We start from the raw sequence: 19048 nt of genomic DNA, 5'->3' as shown, positions 1-19048 counted from the left end.
ATCAGGGGGCGCGGCTGAGCAGAAGCGGGCGGCTGTCCTCCGGCACCTTGGTCCAGGCGCCATCCTCGCTGGAAGCGAAGCGCACGCGGTCGCCACCGGCGGTCTCCAGCACGAGATCGCCGCCATCGAGCCGCCAGCGGTCCGGCAGGGTGCGCCCCAGCAGGGCCGCGCAGGCGGCATCGGGCGCGAGGCGGTACATGCCGGGCTTCACCGTCTCCTCCGCCAGCTGCACGCGGCAGGCCGGGGTGCCGTTGGCACCGGCCAGTTCCCACAGCCCGACCAGATCACCCGGCTGGGTGGCGGCGGAATCGGCAAGGCGCGGATTGACCAGGAAATAGACGCCGTCCCCCTCGCGCAGCGCTTCCCAATTGCCGCCGACGCCCTCGGTGAACTCGGCCACCAGCTGCCCGGCGCCGTTGAGGAGATGGATGGAATTGCCCGGTCCCGGCGACCAGCTGGCGATGTCGGCGCTGAACAGGATCGTGGCGGCGCAGGCCGGTCGGTCGAAATCGATGGCGAAGGCGGCCGCGCCCGCCCCGCTCGCGGCAGCGCCCCTGGGCGCTTCCTTTGCCCGCTTGACGGACAGGGTGAGCGGGCAGATGCGGTCGCCATCGGCATTGGTCAGCTGATAGACGTCCGCCAGCTGCGCGGCCGCCTCCGCCGGCGTGCCGCCTGCCGCGCCCTGCGCCCGTGCACTGGAGCCGAGCGTGGAGACCAGCAGGGCGGCGGCGAACAGCGCGGGGGCGATTTCCCCGAGCACGCGGGAGGAGAAGAGCGGGCCGTGGGTGTCCGGCATGGCGTGCCTCCTCAGCCGGGTACCGGTGTCTCTGGCACCGGCGTCAGCGGGCCACGCCCGTCGAACCAGGCGAGGAGATTGTCGACCACCAGCTGGCCCATGGCGTTGCGCGTCACATGGGTCGCGGAAGCGATGTGCGGCAGCAGCACGGCATTGTCCAGCGCGATCAGTTCGGCCGGCACGTTCGGCTCATGGGCGAACACGTCGAGCCCTGCGCCGGCAATGGTGCCGTCCTTCAGCGCGCGGACGAGCGCTTCCTCGTCCACCACCGAGCCGCGCGCGACATTGATGAGAATGCCGGTGGGGCCCAGCGCCGAGAGCACCTCGGCATTGATCAGGTGGTGGGTCTCGGGCCCGCCGGGAAGGATGGCGATGAGCACGTCGACATCCCGCGCCAGCGCGACGAGGTCGGGGTAATGGGGGTAGGGAAGCCCCTCCACCGGACGCCGGCTGTGATAGGCGAGGGGGCGCCCGAAGCCGGCAAGCCGCCGGGCAATGGCCTGGCCAATGCGCCCCATGCCAATGAGGCCGATGGAACGGTCACGCAGGGTCGGGCTCAGCGGAAACCCACCCTTCGGCCACAGCCCGGCGCGCAGATAGCGTTCCGCCTGGGGAATCCGCCGCACGGTCGCCAGAAGCAGGCCGATGGTGAGATCGGCCACTTCATCATCCAGCACACCGGGCGTGTTGGTGACGACGATGCCGCGGGCGGCGGCGGCGGCGACCTCCACCGAATCATAGCCCACGCCGAAATTGGCGACGATCTCCACCTTGGGCAGCCGGGCGAGCAGCGCCTGCGTCACCCTTCGGGCACCGCCGGCCGTCGAGCCGACGCCGGTGGCGATGGCGCGGATACGCCCGCCAGCCTCGGCGAGCTGCGCCTCCGCGTCCGGCGCATCGAGCCGGTGGACGATGAAATGCTGCGACAGCTGCGCCTCGATCATCGGCATCATCGGGCCGGTCTGCAGCAGTTCGGGACGGGCGGCATCGGCCATGGGACATGCTCCTGGGCGGCAGGGAGCGTATTCGTCATCAAAGCGCGCGCGGTTTCAAGCCCGCCGCCGCGCTGCCCCCCGCCTTCCTCTCAGGCGGTTTCGTCGACCGGCTCGGGCTCATCCTCGGCCTCGGTCTCGGCCTCGGGAGCGATGCCGAGCTGGCTCGTCAGGTTCTTCTCGATCTTGCGCAGCAGCTTGCGCAGGCGCTTGCGGTCCTTGCCGTCGAGCCCAGCGACGGTGACGTCTTCCAGCGAATCCCAGATGTCATCAATGGCGCCGGCGCGGGTGCGGCCTTCGTCGGTGAGGTGCACGCGTACCAGCCGGGCATCGCCATCCGAGGCACGCCGTTCCAGCAGTCCCTGAGCGGAGAGGCGGCCGACCGTCTTGGAGGCGGTGGGCGGGCGCACGCGCAGCGCGGCGGCCAGTTCGGTCATGGTCCGCCCGTCCGATTCGACGAGCAGTTTCAGCGCGGTCTCCTGGCCCGGAAACAGGCCGAGTTCCTGGAGCCGCCGCGCCGCTAGGGCGCGCTGCAGGCGAGCGGCATGGTGAAGCCGATGGCCGATGCTCTTCTCATAGCCGTCCTTCATGGGGGTACCCATCATGTGGCCGCAACGACAACTCGGTGCTGCAACTCAAGCGCGATGCCGTGACAGGAACATGGCTGTAATCCACTTCGCCGTCAAAGTGTTGGGAAATTGCTTCCCTTTAGGGACGCAGCGCGGCGAATTTCGCTTCCACCCGGGCGAGGAAGCCGGCGCGCTTGGCCTCGCTGGCCGAATCCATGCTGTGCAAGGCCAGCCACAGCTTGCGCGCCCGCGGATGAATGATGCCGCCCAGCCCTTCCAGCAGGATGCGCCGTCCGGGCTGGCCGACCCACATCCACCAATACCAGGGCGAGCCGAGCGTGGAGACGGCGGCGAGGACGCGGATATTGGTGAGCCGACGCTCCAGCGGCCGAAAAGGCTGCGGCATGCCGAAGGTCTCGAACGGCACCAGAACGCGGTCGAGCCAGCCTTTCAGCATAGCCGGCGGCCCATACCACCAGGTGGGCGCGACGAGGACCAGCGCTTCCGCCGCCTTCACCCGCGTCAGATGATCGGCGATGGCGCGCGTGTTCTCGCCGGGTGTGTGGTAGGCGATCCGCTCCTGGCGGCTCATCACCGCCTCGAAGCCGGATGCATAGAGGTCGATCAGGTCCACCTCGTGGCCCGCGCGCGCGAGGCCGCGGATCGCCGCGTCGCGCACCGCGGCGGTGAAGCTCTCCTCGACCGGATGGCAGTAGACCACCAGCACGCGCATCGCCGCTATTCCTCCCGCGCCTGCGCCGACAGGCCGGGAAAGAGATAGGTCCGCCCGGTGCTGAAGTCGAAGTCCGGATTCTCCCAGGCGATCATCTTGCCGGGGTTGAGCAGGCCGGCCGGGTCCGCCTCGCGCTTGAAGGCGAGTTGCACGGCGTCGGTCTGCTTCATGCCGCCTTCCTCCAGCGTGTAGCGGTGCGGGTTGAACACCGGAATGCCCAGCGCCTCGTGCCGCGCGATGATCGCCTCCAGCCGTGTCTCGTCGGTGAAACGCACCAGCGGCAGGCCGAAACAGGTGATCTTGCCGTCGAAGCGCACGAATTCGAGGTGAGCCGGCACCTCGTCGCCCAGTTCCTCGTGGATGCGGGCGACAAGCGCGAGCTGGTCGGGAAAGGGATAGAGCGTTTGCAGATAGGTAATGGCCGGATCGACCCGGAGCGCGCGTAGCGTCGTGTGGTTCCAGGCGAGTTCGTAGAGCGGAGGCAGGCCGCGGGCCTCTTCCGGGCCGGTGCGGTCGGAGTGGAACAGCACCCGTCCACCCCAGCGCGCGGTGAAGCTGTCGAAGGCGGCGCTGGCGATCGGCGCGATCATCGCCAGCACGACATGCTCGCCAGCCGGCAGGTAGGGGCGGTGGCGCAGGAAATAGTCCTGCGGGATGGGCGCGGATATCACCGACAGGAGCTTCTTGAGGATGGCGTCCTGTTCGCCCAGCGCATTGGCGAAGGCGGCGGCGCGCGTGAAATCGCCAAAGCCGATGATCGCCTCGATCCAGTCATAGGCCGGGGCGAGCGGCATCTCGACCTCAAGGATGATGCCGTTGGTGCCATAGGCGTGGGCGACCTTCTCCACCTCTTCGCCCGTCAGCTCCAGGATGCGCGGGGTCGCTTCCATGGTGACGATGCGCAGGCCGATGATGTTGCCGAGATCGCGCAGGCCGCCCCAGGTGATGGAGCCCACGCCGCCCGAGCCGCCGGCGATGAAGCCGCCGATCGAGGCGGTGCGGTAGGTGGAAGGGTGTAGCCGCAATTCCTGCCCCGAGGAGCGGCAGGCCGTGTCGATCTCGGCGATGATGGCGCCGGCCTGCGCCCGCACCCGGCCGGGCGCCACCTCCAGCACCTTGTCGAGGCCCGACATGTCCAGCACCAGCCCGCCGGCCAGCGGCATGGCCTGCCCGTAATTGCCGGTGCCGGCGCCGCGCGGCGTGACGGGAATGCCGAGCGCGAAGCAGGCCTCCAAGATGCGCAGCACCTCGCCTTCGCTCGACGGCGTGGCAATGAGCGCGCCGGCCACGCTGTCCAGCTGGCGCTTGAGCGTGGGCGAATACCAGAAGAAATCGCGGCTCTTCTGGCGCACCAGCGCCGGGTTGTCCTCCAGCGCGATGCCCGCCAACCGTGCCTTCAGCGCGGCGATGTCGTGAGCCATGTACAGCCTCGTTCTCAGCCTCGTTCTCAGGCTCTTGCGCCTTTCGGCGCCATCAGGTCGTCGAGTTCGCCATAATCGGGCAGCGTGCGGTCGATCGCCTTGCCCTCGCGCAACACGATACGGTCGCCCTGCGGGCGGGCGAGCAGCTCGTTGAGGCTGCGCGCCGTGAACAGGATGAGGTCCGCCCGCGCGCCGATGGCGAGCGTGCCGGCCGCCACGCCCATATGGCGCGCTGGCGTGCGGGCGATGATCGCGGGCCAGTCGCCGAACGGGTGGTCGAGATGGGCGATGCGGCTGGCCTCACGCCAGACTTCGACAAGGTCGAGGTCGCCATAGGCATAGAAGGGATCGCGGGTATTGTCGCTTCCCACCATCACCTCAATGCCGCGTGCCGCCATCTCGTGCAGCAGGGTGATGCCGCGCCAGCGCGGGGTGCGCGCCTCGATGCGGTCCTGCAGATAGAGATTGCACAGCGGCAGCGCGACCACGGCGATGCCGGCCTGTGCCACGAGGTCGAGCGTGCGGTCGATTTCCGCATCGTCCTTCAGCGCCAGCGCGCAGCAATGGCCGGCGAGGATGGGCCCCTCGAAGCGGCGGCGGCGCGCGATGGCGGCGATGTCGTGCAGCGCGCGGGCCTCGCTGTCGCGCTCGTCAACATGCAGGTCGAGCGCGAGGCCGAAGCGCTCGGCCGCGTCGAACAGGCGCTCCAGCCCGGCGTCGAGATGGGGCGTGACATAGGTATAGGTGCCGAGCCGGCCGCCATGCTCGCGCACCAGCGCGATCAGCCGGTCCGTCGCCGCCTCGTCCAGCATGCGTTCGATCGGCATCAGCCCCACCGCCTGCAGATCGATGCGCCCGGCCCATTGGTCGCGCATCTGCGCAAACACACGCCACGCCGCCTCGGCCGGTTCCCCATCGGAATCGAGATGGGTGCGGATGGCCACCGTGCCGTGCGCATAGGCGCAGCGCAGCGCGAAATCGAAGCGGCGGGCGATATCCTGTTCGTTCCAGTTCGTCCGGTCGGCCAGCACGGCGCGCACGGCACCCTCGAACGAGCCGTCCGGATTGGGCGCGCGCGGCCAGATGAAGCCCTTGTCGAGATGGGTGTGGATGTCGATGAGCCCCGGCAGTGCGAGGCGCCCGGCGAGGGGCAGGCGCGGCAAGCCGTCCGGTGCGCCGCCGGGGCGCGCGAGCGCGGCGATCCGGCCGTCCGTGATGGCGATGTCGAGCGCCACGAGGCCCTCGGCATCGGCCGGGCCGAAAGGCGGTGCCAGCAGGCCGGCGGGGACGCGCGCATCGGCGAGCACATAAGAGGCGGGCAGATGGGCGGCAGGCCACGGATCGGGCGCAGGGGTCATCGGTTCATGCCCCGCCCAGCTCGCTCTCGTGCCAGCGCCGCAGCGCGAGCCAGGAGACGAGGCTCAGCACGCCATAGATCAGGATGCCGGCGAAGGAGATCAGCAGCAGGCTGGCGAACAGGCGCGGGATATTGAGCCGGTAGGCGGATTCGACGATGCGGAACGCGAGACCCGAGCCCTGTCCGGCCGAGCCCGCCGCAATCTCGCCGACCACCGCGCCGATCAGGGCCAGCCCGCCGGCAATGCGCAGGCCGCCGAGGAAATAGGGCAGGGCGCTGGGTAGCTTCAGCTGCACCAGCGTCTGCCAGCCCGAGGCGCCGGACAGGCGAAACAGGTCGCGCAGGTTCGGATCGATCGATTTCAGCCCCAGCGTGGTGTTAGCCAGCACGGGGAAGAAGGCGACGATCCACGCGCAGACCAGCACCGCCGTATCGGTGGAGAGGTAGATCAGCATCAAGGGTGCGATGGCGATGATCGGCGTCACCTGCAGGATCACCGCGATGGGAAACAGCGAGAACTCGATGATGCGCGCCGAGGCGAAGACCAGCGCCAGTCCCACGCCGCCAAGGACCGCGAAGGCCAGCGCCATGACCGTGGTGTTAAGCGTCACCAGCAGGGACTGGAACAGCACGGCGCGGTCCTTCACCAGCGTCTGCGCCACCAATACCGGGCTCGGCAGGATATAGGGCGGCAGCTGGTTGAGGCGCACCACAAGTTCCCAGGCGATCACCACGAGCGCCAGCACGGCGGCGGGCAGCAGCCAGCGGAAGGGGGAGCGTTCCATAGCCGTGCTCCTCATGCCCGCGCCCTTCAGCCCGCGCCCGCATCCATCGCGCGGGCGAGCGCGGTGGATGTCTGGCGGCACAGGCCGGCATATTCCGGCGAGGTGCGGAAGGCATCGTCGCGCGGCTGCGCCGGGTCGATCGACACTTCCGCGAAGACCCGGCCCGGACGGGCGCGGAAGACGAGGATGCGCGAGGACAGGAACACCGATTCGAACACCGAATGGGTGACGAACACGATGGTGCAGCCCAGCTGACGCCATAGCTGCAACAGGTCGTTGTTCAGCTTGAAGCGGGTGATCTCGTCGAGCGCGGCGAAAGGCTCGTCCATCAGCAGCAGGCGCGGTTTGGTGACGAGCGCGCGGGCGATGGAGACGCGCATCTTCATGCCGCCGGAGAGCTCGCGCGGATAGGCCTCGCGGAAGGCGGACAGCCCGACCATCTCCAGCGCCTCGAGGATGGCGGGCTCGGCCTCGCGGCGGGAGACGCCGGAAAGGCGCAGCGGCAGATGGACATTGGCGAACACGTTCGCCCAGGGCATCAGCGTCGGTTCCTGGAACACGAAGCTGATGGCGCCCGCGCCGCTCGCCCCCGCGCCACCCGCGCGCCGGGGCGCATCCGCGCCGTTCCAGTCGATGCGCCCGGCGGTGGGCTCGGACAGGCCGGCAATGAGCCGCAGCGCGGTCGACTTGCCGCAGCCGGAGGGGCCCAGCAGCGAGAGGAACTCGCCCTGGCGCACCTCCATGTCGAGCCCGTCAAGCGCGGTGACGGCATTGGCGAAGCGCTTGCCGACCCCGCGCAGGGCAAGGAGGGGGGCGCCTGTGGTGGAAAGGATCTCGTCGGCAGGCGGTGTCATTCTACGTGTCATTCCGGCCGAAGAGCCAGGATCGCTCTCCACCTGCGAGCCAACCCGGATCGGCGGTGCGGCCGTCCGGGATAACGCAACATGGGTATGCCCGAGGCCGCCGTCTGCGGCTTCGCCCTCGTCACAGCCGGCTATTTCGCCAGTTCCTTGCCGACGCCCTTGTCGACGAATTGCAGCGTATAGGACTTGGTGTAGTCAATGGTCGGGTCGACTACCTTGGCGCGCGCCATCTTGTCGAAGAAGCTCTTGATCTTGGCATCCGTCATGGCGCCGATGCCGAGCGTCTTGGCCTCGCCGGAATCGACGATGCCGAATTCCTTCAGCTTGTCGATCGAGAAGGCGATCATCTCATCCGTCATTTCCGGATTGTCGCGCTTGATCAGATCGTTGGCCTTGGTGTTGTCGCCGTAGAGATAATTGTACCAGCCGATGATCGAGGCATCGACGAAGCGCTGCACGAGGTCGGGATTGCGCTTCACCAGTTCGGTGCGGGTCTCGATCGTGGTGGAATAGGTGTCGAAGCCCTGATCGGCGAGCAGGAAGAGCTTGGGCTTGAAGCCGCCCTGCTTCTCCACCGCATAGGGCTCGGAGGTGATGTAGCCCTGCATGGCGCTGTTCTTGTCCGCGAGGAACGGCGCCGCGTTGAACGTGTAGGGCTTCACCTGATTTTCGCTGAAGCCGAAATCGGCGACCAGCCACTGGTAGTAGCTCGCCAGCCCTTCCTTGGAGATGAACAGGGTCCGGGTCTTCAGATCCTCGAAGGTCGCCACATCCGGGTGGGCGATCAGCACCTGCGGGTCTTTCTGGAACATCGCCGCGACGATGATCGTGGGAATGCCTTCCACCACGGAGGAGAAGGCCTGCAGCATGTTGGCGCCCATGTAGAAATCGATCTTGCCGACGGGCAGCAGCAGGCGGTTATTGGCCTGCGGGCCGCCGGGCACGATGGTCACGTCGAGCCCGTATTTCGCATAGGTGCCGTCCACCACCGCCTGGTAGAAGCCGCCATGCTCGGCCTGGGCGACCCAGTTGGTGCCGAAGGTGACCTTGTCCACTGCTTTGGCCTCTGGTGTGAAACCGAGAGCCGTGAGGGCGAGGACCGCCAGGGCGGGCAGGCAGGAGCGCAGGCAGGGAAGGCGAAGGCGCATCGATGTCTCCATCGCGGGACGATGAACGGTGTGCGAGATTGCCGGCATGATAGGCGAGCTTAATCTCGATGCACATATGTGCTGACGTTTCCTACGCAGATTCCCCCAGTCTGGATCTTCGCCATGCTCCGTCATTTACTGCCCGTCGCGATCCGGCGACCCTTCGCCCGCTACAGCCACGCCGTCGAGGTGCCGGCCGGCGCGCGGCTGCTGCTGGTTTCCGGCCAGCTTGGAATCTCCGCGCAGGACGACATTCCCGAAAGCGCGGAGGCGCAGGCCGATCTGTGCTTCGCCGCCCTCGCGGCCTGCCTGGCCGAGGCCGACATGGGCGTGGCCGACATCGTGCGGCTGAACGCCTATGTCACGGACCGTGCCCATATGGCCGGCTACATGGCGGCGCGCGACCGCTTCATCGCCGATCCGCCGCCGGCCTCCACGCTGATGATCGTCTCCGGCTTCACCCGTCCCGAGTTCAAGGTGGAGGTCGAGGCGCTGGCGGCGCGGCGCGATTGAGCCTAAAAGCCCGACTTTCCCGCCCCGGAGCCTCACCATGCCGCCCAAACGCTTCTGGACCGAACTGAGCTGGACCGATTTCGCCGCGGGCGATGTCGGAAACTGGATCGCCGTGCTGCCGGTGGCGGCGGTGGAGCAGCACGGGCCGCATCTGCCGGTCGGCGTCGACAGCTTCATCGCCGAGGGCTACCTGAAGGAGGTCGCCCGGCTGCTGCCGGCCGAGACGCCGGCGGTGTTCCTGCCCGTGCAGTCGATCGGCAAGTCCAACGAGCACATCGACTTTCCGGGCACGCTGACGCTCTCTGCCGAAACGGTGATCCGCGCCTGGACCGAGATCGGCGAGAGCGTGCACCGGGCGGGGGTGCGCAAGCTTGTCGTCGTCAATTCTCACGGCGGCAACGTGCCGATTCTCGACATCGTGGCGCGCGACCTGCGGGCGCGGCTCGGCATGCTCGTCGTGACCATCTCCTGGCACCGCTTCGGCTATCCCGAGGGGCTGTTCACCGCGCAGGAGCGCCAGCACGGCATTCATGCCGCCGGGGTCGAGACCTCGCTCATGCTGGCCTTCCGCCCCGACACGGTGAAGGAGAGCGAGGTGCGCGACTTCGCCCCCGTCACCCTCGCCATGGAGCAGGAATTCTCCTTCCTGCGCGCCGGCACGCCGGCCGGCTTCGGCTGGATGGCGCAGGATATCCAGGAAAGCGGGGCGATGGGCGACGCCACGCAGGCGAGCCTCGAGAAGGGGGAGGCCTGCGCGCTCTATGGCGCGCGCGCCTTCGTCGAGCTGCTCGCCGATGTCCACCGCTTCGACCTCAAGCGCCTCGCGGAAGGGCCGCTCGGCGGCGGCGCGGCGTGATGGAGGAGGCGATCGCCACACCGGCCTTCCACGACCTTCGCCTTGATCTTGACGCGGCGCGCGCCCATGCGGCGCGGGCGCTCGTCCATTTCGGCACGGGTCCCGAGAATGCGCGCCGGACCGCCGAGGCGCTGGTCGCGGCGGAGGCCGACGGGCTCGGCACGCATGGCCTCGCACGGCTGCCGAGCTATGGCGCCATGGTCGCGTCCGGCAAGATCGACGGCCATGCCGTGCCCGAGTTGCGGCGCGTCGCGCCGTCGGTGATCGCGGTGGATGCCGGCAACGGCTTCGCCTATCCCGCCATCGAGCTGGGCCTGCCGCTGCTGGCGACGGTGGCGCGCGAGACCGGCATCGCCATGATGGCGATCCGCCGCTCCAGCCATTTCGGTGTGGCCGGCCAGCCGGTGGAAAAGCTGGCGGGCGAGGGGCTGGTGGGGCTCGCCTTCTCGAATGCCGCCGCCTCCATCGCGCCCTGGGGCGGCAAGCGCGCGGTGTTCGGCACCAACCCGATCGCCTTCGCGACGCCGCTGAAGGGGCGCCCGCCGGCGCTGGTCGACCTGTCGGTGGCGAAAGTGGCGCGCGGCAACCTGCTGGCGGCCGTGCAGCGGGGCGATACCAGCATTCCCGAGGGCTGGGCGCTCGATCCCGACGGCAATCCGACCACCGACGCCAAGGCGGGGCTTGCCGGCACCATGGTGCCGATGGGCGAGGCCAAGGGCACGGCGCTGGCCTTTATCATCGAGGTGATGGCGGCGGCGCTGACCGCCTCCACCTTCGCCTTCGACGCGCCGAGCTTCTTCGACGGCAAGGGCCCCCCGGCGGCGGTCGGCCATGTCGTCATCGCCATCGATCCCGGTGTCGTCGCGGGCGACGCTTATCTCGATCATCTGGAACGGCTGGCGCACGCCATCGAGCAGGAGCCGGGCGCGCGCCTGCCGGGCAAGCGCCGGCTGGTCAACCGCGCGCGCGCGGCGCGCGAGGGCGTGGTGCTCGCCGCCAGCCTGCAGAAGGTGCTGGCCGGGATGGGCTTTCCCGGCTGAGAGGGTTCAGGCCGGCATCGTCGACCAGTCCGGCGCCCAGCCGCCCTCGACCTTGCGGAACAGAGGGCAACGGATCGGCGCCCGCACGAGGCCCGGCCAGGCGGGATCGATGGCACCGAGCGTCTTCTGCCAGACATTGGTCTCCTGGATGGCGGTGGCGACGCCGACCACATTGGCGCCGATCCGCTTCATCAGCTCCAGTTCGGCCGAGACCGTGCCGCCGGTGGAGATGACGTCCTCGACCAGCAGCACGCGCCGGTTCTCCAGCCGCTCCAGCAGGCGCGGATCGATGAACACGGTTTTCGGCTTGAGCGGGCTGGTGATGGAGATGACGGGAATGGACAGTTCGTCCTCAAACCAGAACTTGCGCGAATAGCTCAGCGGCACGTAGTGCGGATGGCCGAGCTTCTTCGCCACCGAGGCGGCGAGCACCATGCCCAGCGTCGGCATGCCGACCACCACCTCGGGCTCAAGCTCGCGCACCACCTCGACCATGGCCGAGGACAGCCGGTCTTCCAGCGCGAACGAGTTTTCGGTGATGCAGAGATAGGCGATCGCCGTGTCGAAATCGGGCGGCAGGGCGAGAAAGGGCAGGTCCGCCCAGTCGCCGTCCGGCAGTTTCACGGGGTAGCTGTCCGTGTAGGGCGGCTCGCCCGGGCTCGAAAGTTCGGCGGCAGGGATGAGGCGGTCGCGATAGCAACCGCGATCGGTGAAATTGAGCGGCATGGGAACTCCGGAACGCGATACGCGCGGTCCGCAGCAAGCGCGATGCCAAGAAGCCGTCCGCGCGGCGCGGACGGCTTCTGAACTTTGGTCGTGTGACAGCCGATAAACGGCCGCGCCTCACTTCTTCGCGGCTTCGATCCCGCGCACGATGACCTCGCCCGCCCCGGCGGCGTCCTTCCAGCCGGCGATGGTGACGGTCTTGCCCTTCTCCAGATCCTTGTAGTGGGTGAAGAAATGGGCGACCTGGTCGACAATGATCGGCGGCAGGTCCGTATAGTTGGTCACGCCCGCATGGTAGGGGTAGACCGAGTTGACCGGCACGGCGAGGATCTTCTCGTCGCCGCCCTTCTCGTCGGTCATCATCAGCACGCCTACCGGGCGGGCGGCGATGACGCAGCCGGCCAGCAGCGGGATCGGCGAGATGACGATCACGTCGAGCGGATCGCCGTCATCGCCGAGCGTCTGCGGGATGAAGCCGTAATTGCCGGGGTAGAACATCGGCGTGTGCAGGAAACGGTCGACGAAGAGCGCGCCGGATTCCTTGTCGAACTCATATTTCACCGGCGCGCCGCCGGCCGGAATTTCGATGATGACGTTGATTTCGTCAGGCGGATTCGATCCGGCCGAAATGCGGGAAATGTCCATGAACGGGCTCCAGAACGAACAGGCCGGCGTCGCCGGCGAGCAAGGCGCCTTCTCATAAGGCGCGGCGGGCGCGCCGTCGAGACAGGCCGCCCCATCAATTCGACCGACGCGCTGTCGCAGACGGCGCCCCTGCGCGCCAGGGCGGCAATCGGGTAGGGAGCGCGGGCGGGGAGGTATCGGCCCGATATAATGTATCGTGAACGGGTGGACGCTGCCGTCCGATATGTTGTATCACTCCGACCCACGGAGTTTACCAATGCCTGCTTCGCCTGCCCCCACCGCGCCGCCCCTGCTCGATCCCGCCACGCGGCGTGACCCGGGCGACGGGCATGTCCACGCCAAGGGGCGCGATCACGATCATGACCATTCCCACGATCACGATCATGGCGGCGAGGGCGCCACCGTGCCCGTTCCCGCGCATCGCCCGGGAGCGGCGCATGCGCATTCCCCGTCGCATCGCCATTCGCACGGGCCCGGGCGGCGTCATCCGCCGGCGCGGCCGGGTTTCTCGCTGCTGCGCCTTTCCGCCATGCAGCGCCTCGCCATCGCGCTGCCGCTGGCCGCGCTGATCTGGGCGCTCGCGCTGGTGGTGCTGGCCGCCGGCGGCGCGTGAGGGGGCGATGATGGAAAGCAAGGCAGCGAAAGCGGGAGGCAAATCCATGGGCAACGTGCTGGCCTTCCGCGATCTGACCCTTGGCTATGACCGCCACCCGGCGGTGCATCACCTTGACGGCGTGGTGCCCGAGGGTGCGCTGCTCGCCGTGTGCGGGCCGAACGGGGCGGGAAAGTCGACCCTGCTCAAGGGCATTGTCGGCATTCTCCCCGCGCTTGCCGGCCGGATCGAGTGCCGGGTGCCGGAGCGCGAGGTTGCCTATCTGCCGCAGGCGGCGGAGATCGACCGCACCTTTCCCATCGAGGTGTTCGACCTGGTCTCGACCGGCCTGTGGCGACGCACCGGGCTGTTTGGCGGCATCGGCAAGGCCGACCGCGCCCGCGTCGAGGCGGCGATCGCCGCGGTGGGGCTGGAGGGCTTCGAGGCCCGGCCGATCGGCACGCTCTCGGGCGGGCAGATGCAGCGCACGCTGTTCGCCCGGCTGCTGCTGCAGGATGCCCGGCTGATCCTGCTCGACGAGCCGTTCACCGCGCTCGATGCCGGCACCACGGCCGATCTCATCGCGCTCATCGAGCGCTGGAACGGGGAGGGGCGCACCGTGCTCGCCGTGCTGCACGACATGGAACTGGTGCGCGATCATTTTCCGCAGACGCTGCTGTTGGCGCGCGAGACGGTGGGCTGGGGGGAGACCCGCGAGGTGCTCACCCCCGCCAATCTCATCGAGGCCCGCCGCATGTGCGAGGCGTGGGACGATGGGGCACCGGCCTGCGCGCCCGGTTCGCCCGTAGCGGAGCGGGCGGCATGATCTACTCTCTCCTCATCGCCCCCTTCGCCGAGTTCGATTTCATGCGCCGGGCGCTGGTCGGCGTGCTGGCGCTCGGCCTCGGCGCCGGGCCGGTCGGCGTGCTGATGATGCTGCGGCGCATGAGTCTCGCCGGCGACGCCATGGCGCATGCCATCCTGCCGGGTGCGGCGGTCGGCTTCCTCGCCGCCGGGCTGAACCTGTTCGCCATGACCATCGGCGGGCTGGTTGCCGGCTTCGCGGTGGCGCTGGGCGCCGGGGCGGTGGCGCGGGCCACGCAGATGAAGGAGGACGCGGCGCTGGCCGCCTTCTATCTCGTCTCGCTGGCGCTCGGCGTGCTCCTCGTCTCGCTGCGCGGCTCCAATGTCGACCTGCTGCACGTGCTGTTCGGCACCGTGCTGGCGCTGGACGACGCGACGCTGCTGCTCATCACCGCCATTTCCAGCTTCACGCTCGTCGTGCTCGCCGTGCTGTGGCGGCCGCTGGTGCTGGAAAGCGTCGATCCCGGCTTCCTGCGCTCGGTCAGCCGGGCGGGGGCGCCGACCCATCTCGCCTTCCTCGCGCTGGTGGTGCTCAATCTGGTTGGCGGCTTCCATGCGCTCGGCACGCTTCTGGCGGTCGGCATGATGATGCTGCCGGCCGCGAGCGCGCGGTTCTGGACCCGCGAGCTGACCGTGATGGTCGGCTGCTCGGTGCTGATCGCCTGCGCCTCCGGCGTGATCGGCTTGCTGGTTTCCTATCATTGGGGCGTGCCCTCCGGGCCCGCCATCATCCTCGTGGCCGGTGGCGCCTATGCGCTGTCGGTCCTGTTCGGCCCGGTGGGCGGGCTCCTTCCCCGCCTCGCGCCGCGCCGTCATCTCGAAGCCTGAACTCGGAGAGTGAAGCTCATGCGTTCCGTCCGCATCTCCCGGCGCCGCGCCCTTCTGGCCGGCCTTGGCGCAACTCTGGCCGCCGGCCTCCCGCTGGCCACCCCCGCGCTCGCGCAGGATGCCGCGTCCCATCCCCTGCCGGTTGTCGCCACGTTCTCGATCCTCGGCGACATCGTGAAGAATGTCGGCGGCGACCGCATCTCGGTGGTCACGCTGGTCGGCCCCAACGGCGACACACATGTCTACCAGCCTACCCCTCAGGCCGCGAAGGAGGTGGCGCAGGCCGCCGTCGTGTTCGAGAACGGGCTCGGGCTGGAGGGCTGGATGGATCGTCTGGTCAAGGCGTCGGGCACCAAGGCGGAACTCGTGGCCGTCACGCAGGGCGTGACGCCGCGCTACCGCACAGCCAGCGAGCCGCAGGACGATGACGAGGAGGAGGGGCATGACGCGGCCGGGCAGGACCATGCCGAAGCCGCTCCCGCCGACGCGCACAAGGGCCACGACCACGGCCCGCTCGACCCGCATGCCTGGCAGAACGTGGCCAATGTGGAGATCTACGCGGCCAATATCCGCGACGCGCTGATCAAGGCCGATCCGGCCGGCGCGGAGGCTTACAAGGCACAGGCGGCCGCCTATATCGAGAAGCTCAAGGCGCTGGACGCGCAGGTGCGCACCGCCATGGCCGGCATTCCCGTCAAGCAGCGCCGCATCATCACCTCGCATGACGCGTTCGGCTATTTCGGCGATGCCTATGGGCTGAAGCTGCTGGCGCCGCAGGGCGTCTCGACCGAGGCGGAGGCCTCCGCCAAGGATGTCGGCCGCATCATCCGGCAGATCAAGTCGCAGAAGATTCCCGCCGTGTTCCTGGAGAACATCGCCGATCCGCGGCTGGCCCAGCGTATCGCCAAGGAATCGGGCGCGCGCGTCGGCGGCGAGCTTTATTCCGATGCGCTCTCCGATGACAAAGGCCCGGCGAGCACCTACATCGACATGATACAGAGTAACGTCCGCGAGCTTTCCTCGGCGCTGTCGAGCTGAGGGCGGCGATCGCTTCCTCTCGCTGAGGGGGAGAGGGTTGGGGTGAGGGGGGCTGGCGTCCAGCGCTGGTTCCCCTCACCGATCCGCCTCGCGGGCGGCCTTTCCCCGACGGGGCGAGGGAAGACAAGGATTGGAGCGACCCAGATGCCCGAGACCAAGCCGAACGAGACGCAGCCCGCCAAGATTCCCGTCACCGTGCTGACCGGCTATCTCGGAGCCGGCAAGACCACGCTGCTCAACCGAATCCTCTCCGAGCCGCACGGCAAGAAATTCGCCGTCGTCGTCAACGAGTTCGGCGAGATCGGCATCGATAACGACCTCGTCGTCGGCGCCGACGAGGAAGTGTTCGAGATGAATAACGGCTGCATCTGCTGCACCGTGCGCGGCGACCTGATCCGCATCATCGACGGCCTGCTGCGCCGCAAGGGCGATTTCGACGGCATCATCGTCGAGACCACCGGCCTTGCCGACCCGGCCCCGGTGGCGCAGACCTTCTTCGTCGACGAGACGGTGGGCGCCAAGACGACGCTCGATGCCGTCGTCACCGTGGCCGACGCCAAGTGGCTGAAGGACCGGCTGAAGGACGCGCCCGAGGCGAAGAACCAGATCGCCTTCGCCGATGTCATCCTGCTCAACAAGACGGACCTCGTCTCGGAGACCGAGCTGAAGGACGTCGAGATGCGCATCCGCGCCATCAACCCCTTCGCGCGCGTCCACCGCACCCTCAAGTCGGATATCGCCATCGACAAGGTGCTGGGGCAGGGGGCGTTCGACCTCGACCGCATCCAGGCGCTCGACCCGGATTTCCTCGAAGGCGGCCACAAGCATTTCCACGACGAGGACATGAAGTCGGTGTCCTTCTCCACCGACAAGCCGCTCGACCCCGACAAGTTCTTCCCATGGATCCAGGAACTGACCCAGACGGAAGGGCCGAACATCCTGCGCTCGAAGGGAATCCTCGCCTTCAAGGACGACCCGGACCGCTTCGTGTTCCAGGGCGTCCACATGATCCTCGACGGCGATCACCAGCGCCCCTGGCGCGCCGACGAGGCGAAGGTGAGCCGCATCGTGTTCATCGGCCGCCAGCTCGGCACGATGAAGCTGGAGCAGGGCTTCCTCGCCTGCGTGGCGTGAGGCATTCCGCCGGCGGCGCCCTCCCTTTGCCGGGGCGGGTGCTGCCGAGCGTTCAGAGTTGCTTCTCGAAGAACACGTCGGGATAGGGATCGTCGTTGAAGCGCTCGATCTCTCTCCAGCCGGTCTTGCGATAAAGCTGCACCGCTTCCGGCAGGGCGCTGCTGGTATCGAGGCGCAGGACGCGGATCGACAGCGCGCGCGCGGCGGTCTCGGCGGCCGTCATCAACTGCCGGGAAATGCCGAGCCCGCGCGCCGAGGGCGCCACCCACAGGCGCTTGATTTCGGCGCTCTCGCCGCCCGTTCCCTTCACGCCGACGCAGCCGAGAGGCAGCCCGTCCGACAGGGCGACGATGAACGCGCCGCGCGGGCGGATCATGTCGAGGGCGTCCGGATCGCGGGACCGCGCGACGTCGAACCCCCTTTCGAAACGCCGCGCCAGCTCGGCATAATACTGGCCGAGGCAATCGCGGGCGGTCTCGCTGCGCGGGTCGATCTCATTGAGCGACAGCCGATCGCGCCCGAGCGCCGAGGCGATGAGGTCCATCGCGGCCAGCAGCGCCTCGCGATGGGGATAGCGGGCGAGAATCGCGGCGGCCTGGGCCTCGGAAAGCTCCTCATAGGCGCGGAATTCGCGCTCCCCTTCCTCGGTGAGCGTCGCCACGCGCCGGCGACCGTCGTCGGGGTGGGCGTGCGTGCGAACGAGGCCCTCTTCCTCCAGCCCCCGCAGCAGCCGGCTCATCAGCCCGGAATCCAGCCCGAGATCCTCGCGCAGGCTCCCCACCTCGGATCGACCCCTGCCGATGGCGTTGATCACCCGGGCGGCGCCGAGTGGCCGGCCGCGGCCAAGGAACGAGGTGTCGAGCGCGCCGACCTCGCGGGTGACGGCGCGGCTGAAGCGGCGAAAGCGGGCGGTGGCGGCGATTGGCATGATGTCTGACTTAAGTCAGATAAATATCTCTGTCAAACCGTCCCTCTCGCCATCCGGGGGGACCGTCGGTGCGGCGGGTCGTGACGCGGCGCGCGAATTCGGTTACGCCCTGATCCATCCTCGCAGAAAGCCGGTAGTGCCATGGCCGCCCTGTCCTCCACGCCCTCCTCGATCACCTCCAAGCTGCGCCCGCTCGATCTCGGGTCCGGCGTGGTCGGTGTCCGCTTTCTCGGCGCCACCGCCGCCTTCGCGCTGGGCGAGGGCGACGTGGTGCTGGCCGGCAATGAGGAGACGCGCGTCGGCGCGCACAAGGGCGCCATCCTCTCCCTCGCCGGCGACGGCAAGCGTCTGGTGACGGGCGGCGATGACGGGCGTGTGGTGGCGACGCGGCTGGATGGGTCGAGCGAGGCGCTGTTCGAGCAGAAGGGCCGCTGGATCGACCATGTCGCGGTGGCGATGGACGGCGCCTTCGCCTTCTCGGTCGGCAAGAGCGCGCATTTCCAGCCGGTGAAGGGCGAGCGGAAATCGCTCGAACTGCCCTCCACCGTCGGCGGACTGGCCTTCGCGCCCAAGGGCACGCGGCTTGCCATCGCCCATTATGGCGGCGCGACGCTGTGGTTCCCCAACGCGCAGGCCAAGCCCGAAGTGCTGGAATGGAAGGGCTCGCATCGCGGCATCCTGTGGCACCCGGAAGCGCGCTTCATCGTCACCACCATGCAGGAGGCCGCGCTGCATGGCTGGCGGCTGCCGGACGGCGCGCATATGCGCATGTCGGGCTATCCCTCGCGCGTGCGCTCGATGGAATTCACGCCCGGCGGGCGCTATCTCGCCACCTCCGGCTCGACCGAGGTCATCCTGTGGCCGTTCATGGCCAAGGAGGGCCCGATGGGCAAGCAGCCGACCATGCTCGCCCCGCGCGACGTGCGGGTCTCGGCGGTGGCCGCTCATCCCAAGGACGAGGTCATTGCCTGCGGCTACGAGGACGGGATGGTGCTGCTGGCGCGCATCTCGGACGGGGCGGAAATCCTCGCCCGCGCGCCCGCCGGCGGGCCCGTGAGCGCGCTGGCCTGGCGGGCCGATGGCGGAGCGCTCGCCATCGGCACGGAAGACGGCGCGGGCGGGCTCATCGTGCTGTGAAGGTATGGTGACGCGGTTCGTGCTGTTGCGGCGCGGCATCCTCGATTAGGCTCCCGGCATCTGTCAGCCACGAGGTATTCGCC

21 protein-coding genes are annotated in these 19048 nt (G+C 68.7%); 9 read left to right on the top strand and 12 right to left on the bottom strand.

The genetic code is table 11. From position 1 onward, the window contains the following. Window position 1 precedes the first annotated feature (1 nt). From FHS55_RS14500 to FHS55_RS14460, 9 genes are all read right to left on the bottom strand, one after another. On the bottom strand, window positions 2-796 hold the full coding sequence (locus FHS55_RS14500) for a protease inhibitor Inh/omp19 family protein (protein ID WP_183190481.1): 795 nt from the start codon (window positions 794-796) through the stop codon (window positions 2-4). A gap of 11 nt (window positions 797-807) precedes the next feature. Further along, window positions 808-1791 (bottom strand): 2-hydroxyacid dehydrogenase, encoded by a 984-nt coding sequence (locus FHS55_RS14495; RefSeq protein ID WP_183190480.1) that lies wholly within the window; start codon window positions 1789-1791, stop codon window positions 808-810. A gap of 89 nt (window positions 1792-1880) precedes the next feature. Continuing rightward, window positions 1881-2378 (bottom strand): MarR family winged helix-turn-helix transcriptional regulator, encoded by a 498-nt coding sequence (locus FHS55_RS14490; protein ID WP_183190671.1) that lies wholly within the window; start codon window positions 2376-2378, stop codon window positions 1881-1883. Window positions 2379-2496: 118 nt separating this feature from the next. Beyond that, window positions 2497-3090, bottom strand: a complete 594-nt coding sequence (locus FHS55_RS14485; RefSeq protein WP_183190479.1) for an NAD(P)H-dependent oxidoreductase — start codon at window positions 3088-3090, stop codon at window positions 2497-2499. 5 nt (window positions 3091-3095) lie between these two features. Beyond that, window positions 3096-4511 carry an FAD-binding oxidoreductase gene (locus FHS55_RS14480; protein WP_183190478.1) on the bottom strand — a complete coding sequence of 472 codons (1416 nt, stop codon included), beginning with the start codon at window positions 4509-4511 and terminating at the stop codon, window positions 3096-3098. A gap of 26 nt (window positions 4512-4537) precedes the next feature. After that, a complete protein-coding gene (locus FHS55_RS14475) occupies window positions 4538-5869 on the bottom strand; it encodes a cytosine deaminase (protein WP_183190477.1) in 1332 nt (443 codons plus the stop codon). 4 nt (window positions 5870-5873) lie between these two features. Further along, entirely contained in the window at window positions 5874-6653 is a 780-nt protein-coding gene (locus tag FHS55_RS14470) for an ABC transporter permease (RefSeq protein WP_183190476.1), read from the bottom strand. Between the two features lie 26 nt (window positions 6654-6679). Beyond that, entirely contained in the window at window positions 6680-7507 is an 828-nt protein-coding gene (locus FHS55_RS14465; RefSeq protein ID WP_183190475.1) for an ABC transporter ATP-binding protein, read from the bottom strand. A gap of 140 nt (window positions 7508-7647) precedes the next feature. After that, window positions 7648-8664: an ABC transporter substrate-binding protein gene (locus FHS55_RS14460; protein WP_183190474.1), complete on the bottom strand. Its 1017-nt coding sequence runs from the start codon at window positions 8662-8664 to the stop codon at window positions 7648-7650. A gap of 123 nt (window positions 8665-8787) precedes the next feature. Between FHS55_RS14460 and FHS55_RS14455 the strand changes: the two genes are divergently transcribed. From FHS55_RS14455 to FHS55_RS14445, 3 genes are read left to right on the top strand one after another with little or no spacing between them, the layout of a single operon-like run. Beyond that, on the top strand, window positions 8788-9177 hold the full coding sequence (locus tag FHS55_RS14455) for a RidA family protein (RefSeq protein WP_183190473.1): 390 nt from the start codon (window positions 8788-8790) through the stop codon (window positions 9175-9177). 37 nt (window positions 9178-9214) lie between these two features. Continuing rightward, window positions 9215-10033, top strand: coding sequence for a creatininase family protein (locus FHS55_RS14450; protein WP_183190472.1), 819 nt, complete (start codon window positions 9215-9217; stop codon window positions 10031-10033). Further along, window positions 10033-11073 (top strand): Ldh family oxidoreductase, encoded by a 1041-nt coding sequence (locus FHS55_RS14445; RefSeq protein WP_183190670.1) that lies wholly within the window; start codon window positions 10033-10035, stop codon window positions 11071-11073. The genes FHS55_RS14450 and FHS55_RS14445 overlap by 1 nt, the downstream gene beginning before the upstream one ends. A 6-nt stretch (window positions 11074-11079) precedes the next feature. Here the strand turns inward: FHS55_RS14445 and FHS55_RS14440 are convergent, their stop codons facing one another. Both FHS55_RS14440 and ppa read right to left on the bottom strand, forming a co-directional pair. After that, a complete protein-coding gene (locus FHS55_RS14440; RefSeq protein ID WP_183190471.1) occupies window positions 11080-11799 on the bottom strand; it encodes a phosphoribosyltransferase in 720 nt (239 codons plus the stop codon). Between the two features lie 117 nt (window positions 11800-11916). After that, entirely contained in the window at window positions 11917-12444 is a 528-nt protein-coding gene (gene ppa / locus FHS55_RS14435; RefSeq protein WP_183190470.1) for an inorganic diphosphatase, read from the bottom strand. A gap of 256 nt (window positions 12445-12700) precedes the next feature. On the opposite strand from ppa, the gene FHS55_RS14430 reads away from it, so the two are divergent. The 5 genes from FHS55_RS14430 (at window position 12701) to FHS55_RS14410 (ending at window position 16900) form a co-directional block, all read left to right on the top strand. Next, window positions 12701-13057: a hypothetical protein gene (locus tag FHS55_RS14430; protein WP_183190469.1), complete on the top strand. Its 357-nt coding sequence runs from the start codon at window positions 12701-12703 to the stop codon at window positions 13055-13057. A gap of 46 nt (window positions 13058-13103) precedes the next feature. Further along, the gene (gene aztA, locus FHS55_RS14425) at window positions 13104-13862 is read left to right on the top strand and encodes a zinc ABC transporter ATP-binding protein AztA (RefSeq protein ID WP_183190468.1); all 759 of its coding nucleotides are present in this window, start codon (window positions 13104-13106) and stop codon (window positions 13860-13862) included. Then, window positions 13859-14728 carry a metal ABC transporter permease gene (locus FHS55_RS14420; RefSeq protein WP_183190467.1) on the top strand — a complete coding sequence of 290 codons (870 nt, stop codon included), beginning with the start codon at window positions 13859-13861 and terminating at the stop codon, window positions 14726-14728. Before aztA ends, FHS55_RS14420 begins: the two co-directional genes overlap by 4 nt. Window positions 14729-14746: 18 nt before the next feature. Continuing rightward, a complete protein-coding gene (locus FHS55_RS14415) occupies window positions 14747-15766 on the top strand; it encodes a metal ABC transporter substrate-binding protein (RefSeq protein WP_183190466.1) in 1020 nt (339 codons plus the stop codon). A 144-nt stretch (window positions 15767-15910) separates the two neighbouring features. After that, window positions 15911-16900, top strand: a complete 990-nt coding sequence (locus FHS55_RS14410) for a CobW family GTP-binding protein (RefSeq protein ID WP_183190465.1) — start codon at window positions 15911-15913, stop codon at window positions 16898-16900. A 52-nt stretch (window positions 16901-16952) separates the two neighbouring features. Here FHS55_RS14410 and FHS55_RS14405 read toward each other — a convergent pair whose 3' ends face one another. After that, on the bottom strand, window positions 16953-17828 hold the full coding sequence (locus FHS55_RS14405; RefSeq protein WP_183190464.1) for a bifunctional helix-turn-helix transcriptional regulator/GNAT family N-acetyltransferase: 876 nt from the start codon (window positions 17826-17828) through the stop codon (window positions 16953-16955). A gap of 141 nt (window positions 17829-17969) precedes the next feature. Between FHS55_RS14405 and FHS55_RS14400 the strand changes: the two genes are divergently transcribed. After that, the gene (locus tag FHS55_RS14400) at window positions 17970-18965 is read left to right on the top strand and encodes a WD40 repeat domain-containing protein (RefSeq protein ID WP_183190463.1); all 996 of its coding nucleotides are present in this window, start codon (window positions 17970-17972) and stop codon (window positions 18963-18965) included. Window positions 18966-19048 lie beyond the last annotated feature (83 nt).

Source organism: Ancylobacter tetraedralis, assembly GCF_014195655.1.
GTDB classification, from domain to species: Bacteria; Pseudomonadota; Alphaproteobacteria; order Rhizobiales; family Xanthobacteraceae; genus Ancylobacter; species Ancylobacter tetraedralis.
The sequence above is the reverse complement of the archived record's forward strand: the minus strand, read 5'-3'. Positions and strand labels throughout refer to the sequence as shown.

What these genes read in the sequence shown, in the direction of transcription:
- FHS55_RS14445 (WP_183190670.1), top strand. Translation starts at nt 10,033, where the DNA reads ATGGAGGAGGCGATCGCCACACCGGCCTTCCACGACCTTCGCCTTGAT.
- FHS55_RS14460 (WP_183190474.1), bottom strand. Translation starts at nt 8,664, where the DNA reads ATGCGCCTTCGCCTTCCCTGCCTGCGCTCCTGCCTGCCCGCCCTGGCG.
- FHS55_RS14490 (WP_183190671.1), bottom strand. Translation starts at nt 2,378, where the DNA reads ATGAAGGACGGCTATGAGAAGAGCATCGGCCATCGGCTTCACCATGCC.
- aztA (WP_183190468.1), top strand. Translation starts at nt 13,104, where the DNA reads ATGGGCAACGTGCTGGCCTTCCGCGATCTGACCCTTGGCTATGACCGC.
- FHS55_RS14420 (WP_183190467.1), top strand. Translation starts at nt 13,859, where the DNA reads ATGATCTACTCTCTCCTCATCGCCCCCTTCGCCGAGTTCGATTTCATG.
- FHS55_RS14410 (WP_183190465.1), top strand. Translation starts at nt 15,911, where the DNA reads ATGCCCGAGACCAAGCCGAACGAGACGCAGCCCGCCAAGATTCCCGTC.
- FHS55_RS14480 (WP_183190478.1), bottom strand. Translation starts at nt 4,511, where the DNA reads ATGGCTCACGACATCGCCGCGCTGAAGGCACGGTTGGCGGGCATCGCG.
- FHS55_RS14465 (WP_183190475.1), bottom strand. Translation starts at nt 7,507, where the DNA reads ATGACACCGCCTGCCGACGAGATCCTTTCCACCACAGGCGCCCCCCTC.
- ppa (WP_183190470.1), bottom strand. Translation starts at nt 12,444, where the DNA reads ATGGACATTTCCCGCATTTCGGCCGGATCGAATCCGCCTGACGAAATC.
- FHS55_RS14470 (WP_183190476.1), bottom strand. Translation starts at nt 6,653, where the DNA reads ATGGAACGCTCCCCCTTCCGCTGGCTGCTGCCCGCCGCCGTGCTGGCG.
- FHS55_RS14485 (WP_183190479.1), bottom strand. Translation starts at nt 3,090, where the DNA reads ATGCGCGTGCTGGTGGTCTACTGCCATCCGGTCGAGGAGAGCTTCACC.
- FHS55_RS14495 (WP_183190480.1), bottom strand. Translation starts at nt 1,791, where the DNA reads ATGGCCGATGCCGCCCGTCCCGAACTGCTGCAGACCGGCCCGATGATG.
- FHS55_RS14450 (WP_183190472.1), top strand. Translation starts at nt 9,215, where the DNA reads ATGCCGCCCAAACGCTTCTGGACCGAACTGAGCTGGACCGATTTCGCC.
- FHS55_RS14475 (WP_183190477.1), bottom strand. Translation starts at nt 5,869, where the DNA reads ATGACCCCTGCGCCCGATCCGTGGCCTGCCGCCCATCTGCCCGCCTCT.
- FHS55_RS14440 (WP_183190471.1), bottom strand. Translation starts at nt 11,799, where the DNA reads ATGCCGCTCAATTTCACCGATCGCGGTTGCTATCGCGACCGCCTCATC.
- FHS55_RS14430 (WP_183190469.1), top strand. Translation starts at nt 12,701, where the DNA reads ATGCCTGCTTCGCCTGCCCCCACCGCGCCGCCCCTGCTCGATCCCGCC.
- FHS55_RS14400 (WP_183190463.1), top strand. Translation starts at nt 17,970, where the DNA reads ATGGCCGCCCTGTCCTCCACGCCCTCCTCGATCACCTCCAAGCTGCGC.
- FHS55_RS14405 (WP_183190464.1), bottom strand. Translation starts at nt 17,828, where the DNA reads ATGCCAATCGCCGCCACCGCCCGCTTTCGCCGCTTCAGCCGCGCCGTC.
- FHS55_RS14455 (WP_183190473.1), top strand. Translation starts at nt 8,788, where the DNA reads ATGCTCCGTCATTTACTGCCCGTCGCGATCCGGCGACCCTTCGCCCGC.
- FHS55_RS14500 (WP_183190481.1), bottom strand. Translation starts at nt 796, where the DNA reads ATGCCGGACACCCACGGCCCGCTCTTCTCCTCCCGCGTGCTCGGGGAA.
- FHS55_RS14415 (WP_183190466.1), top strand. Translation starts at nt 14,747, where the DNA reads ATGCGTTCCGTCCGCATCTCCCGGCGCCGCGCCCTTCTGGCCGGCCTT.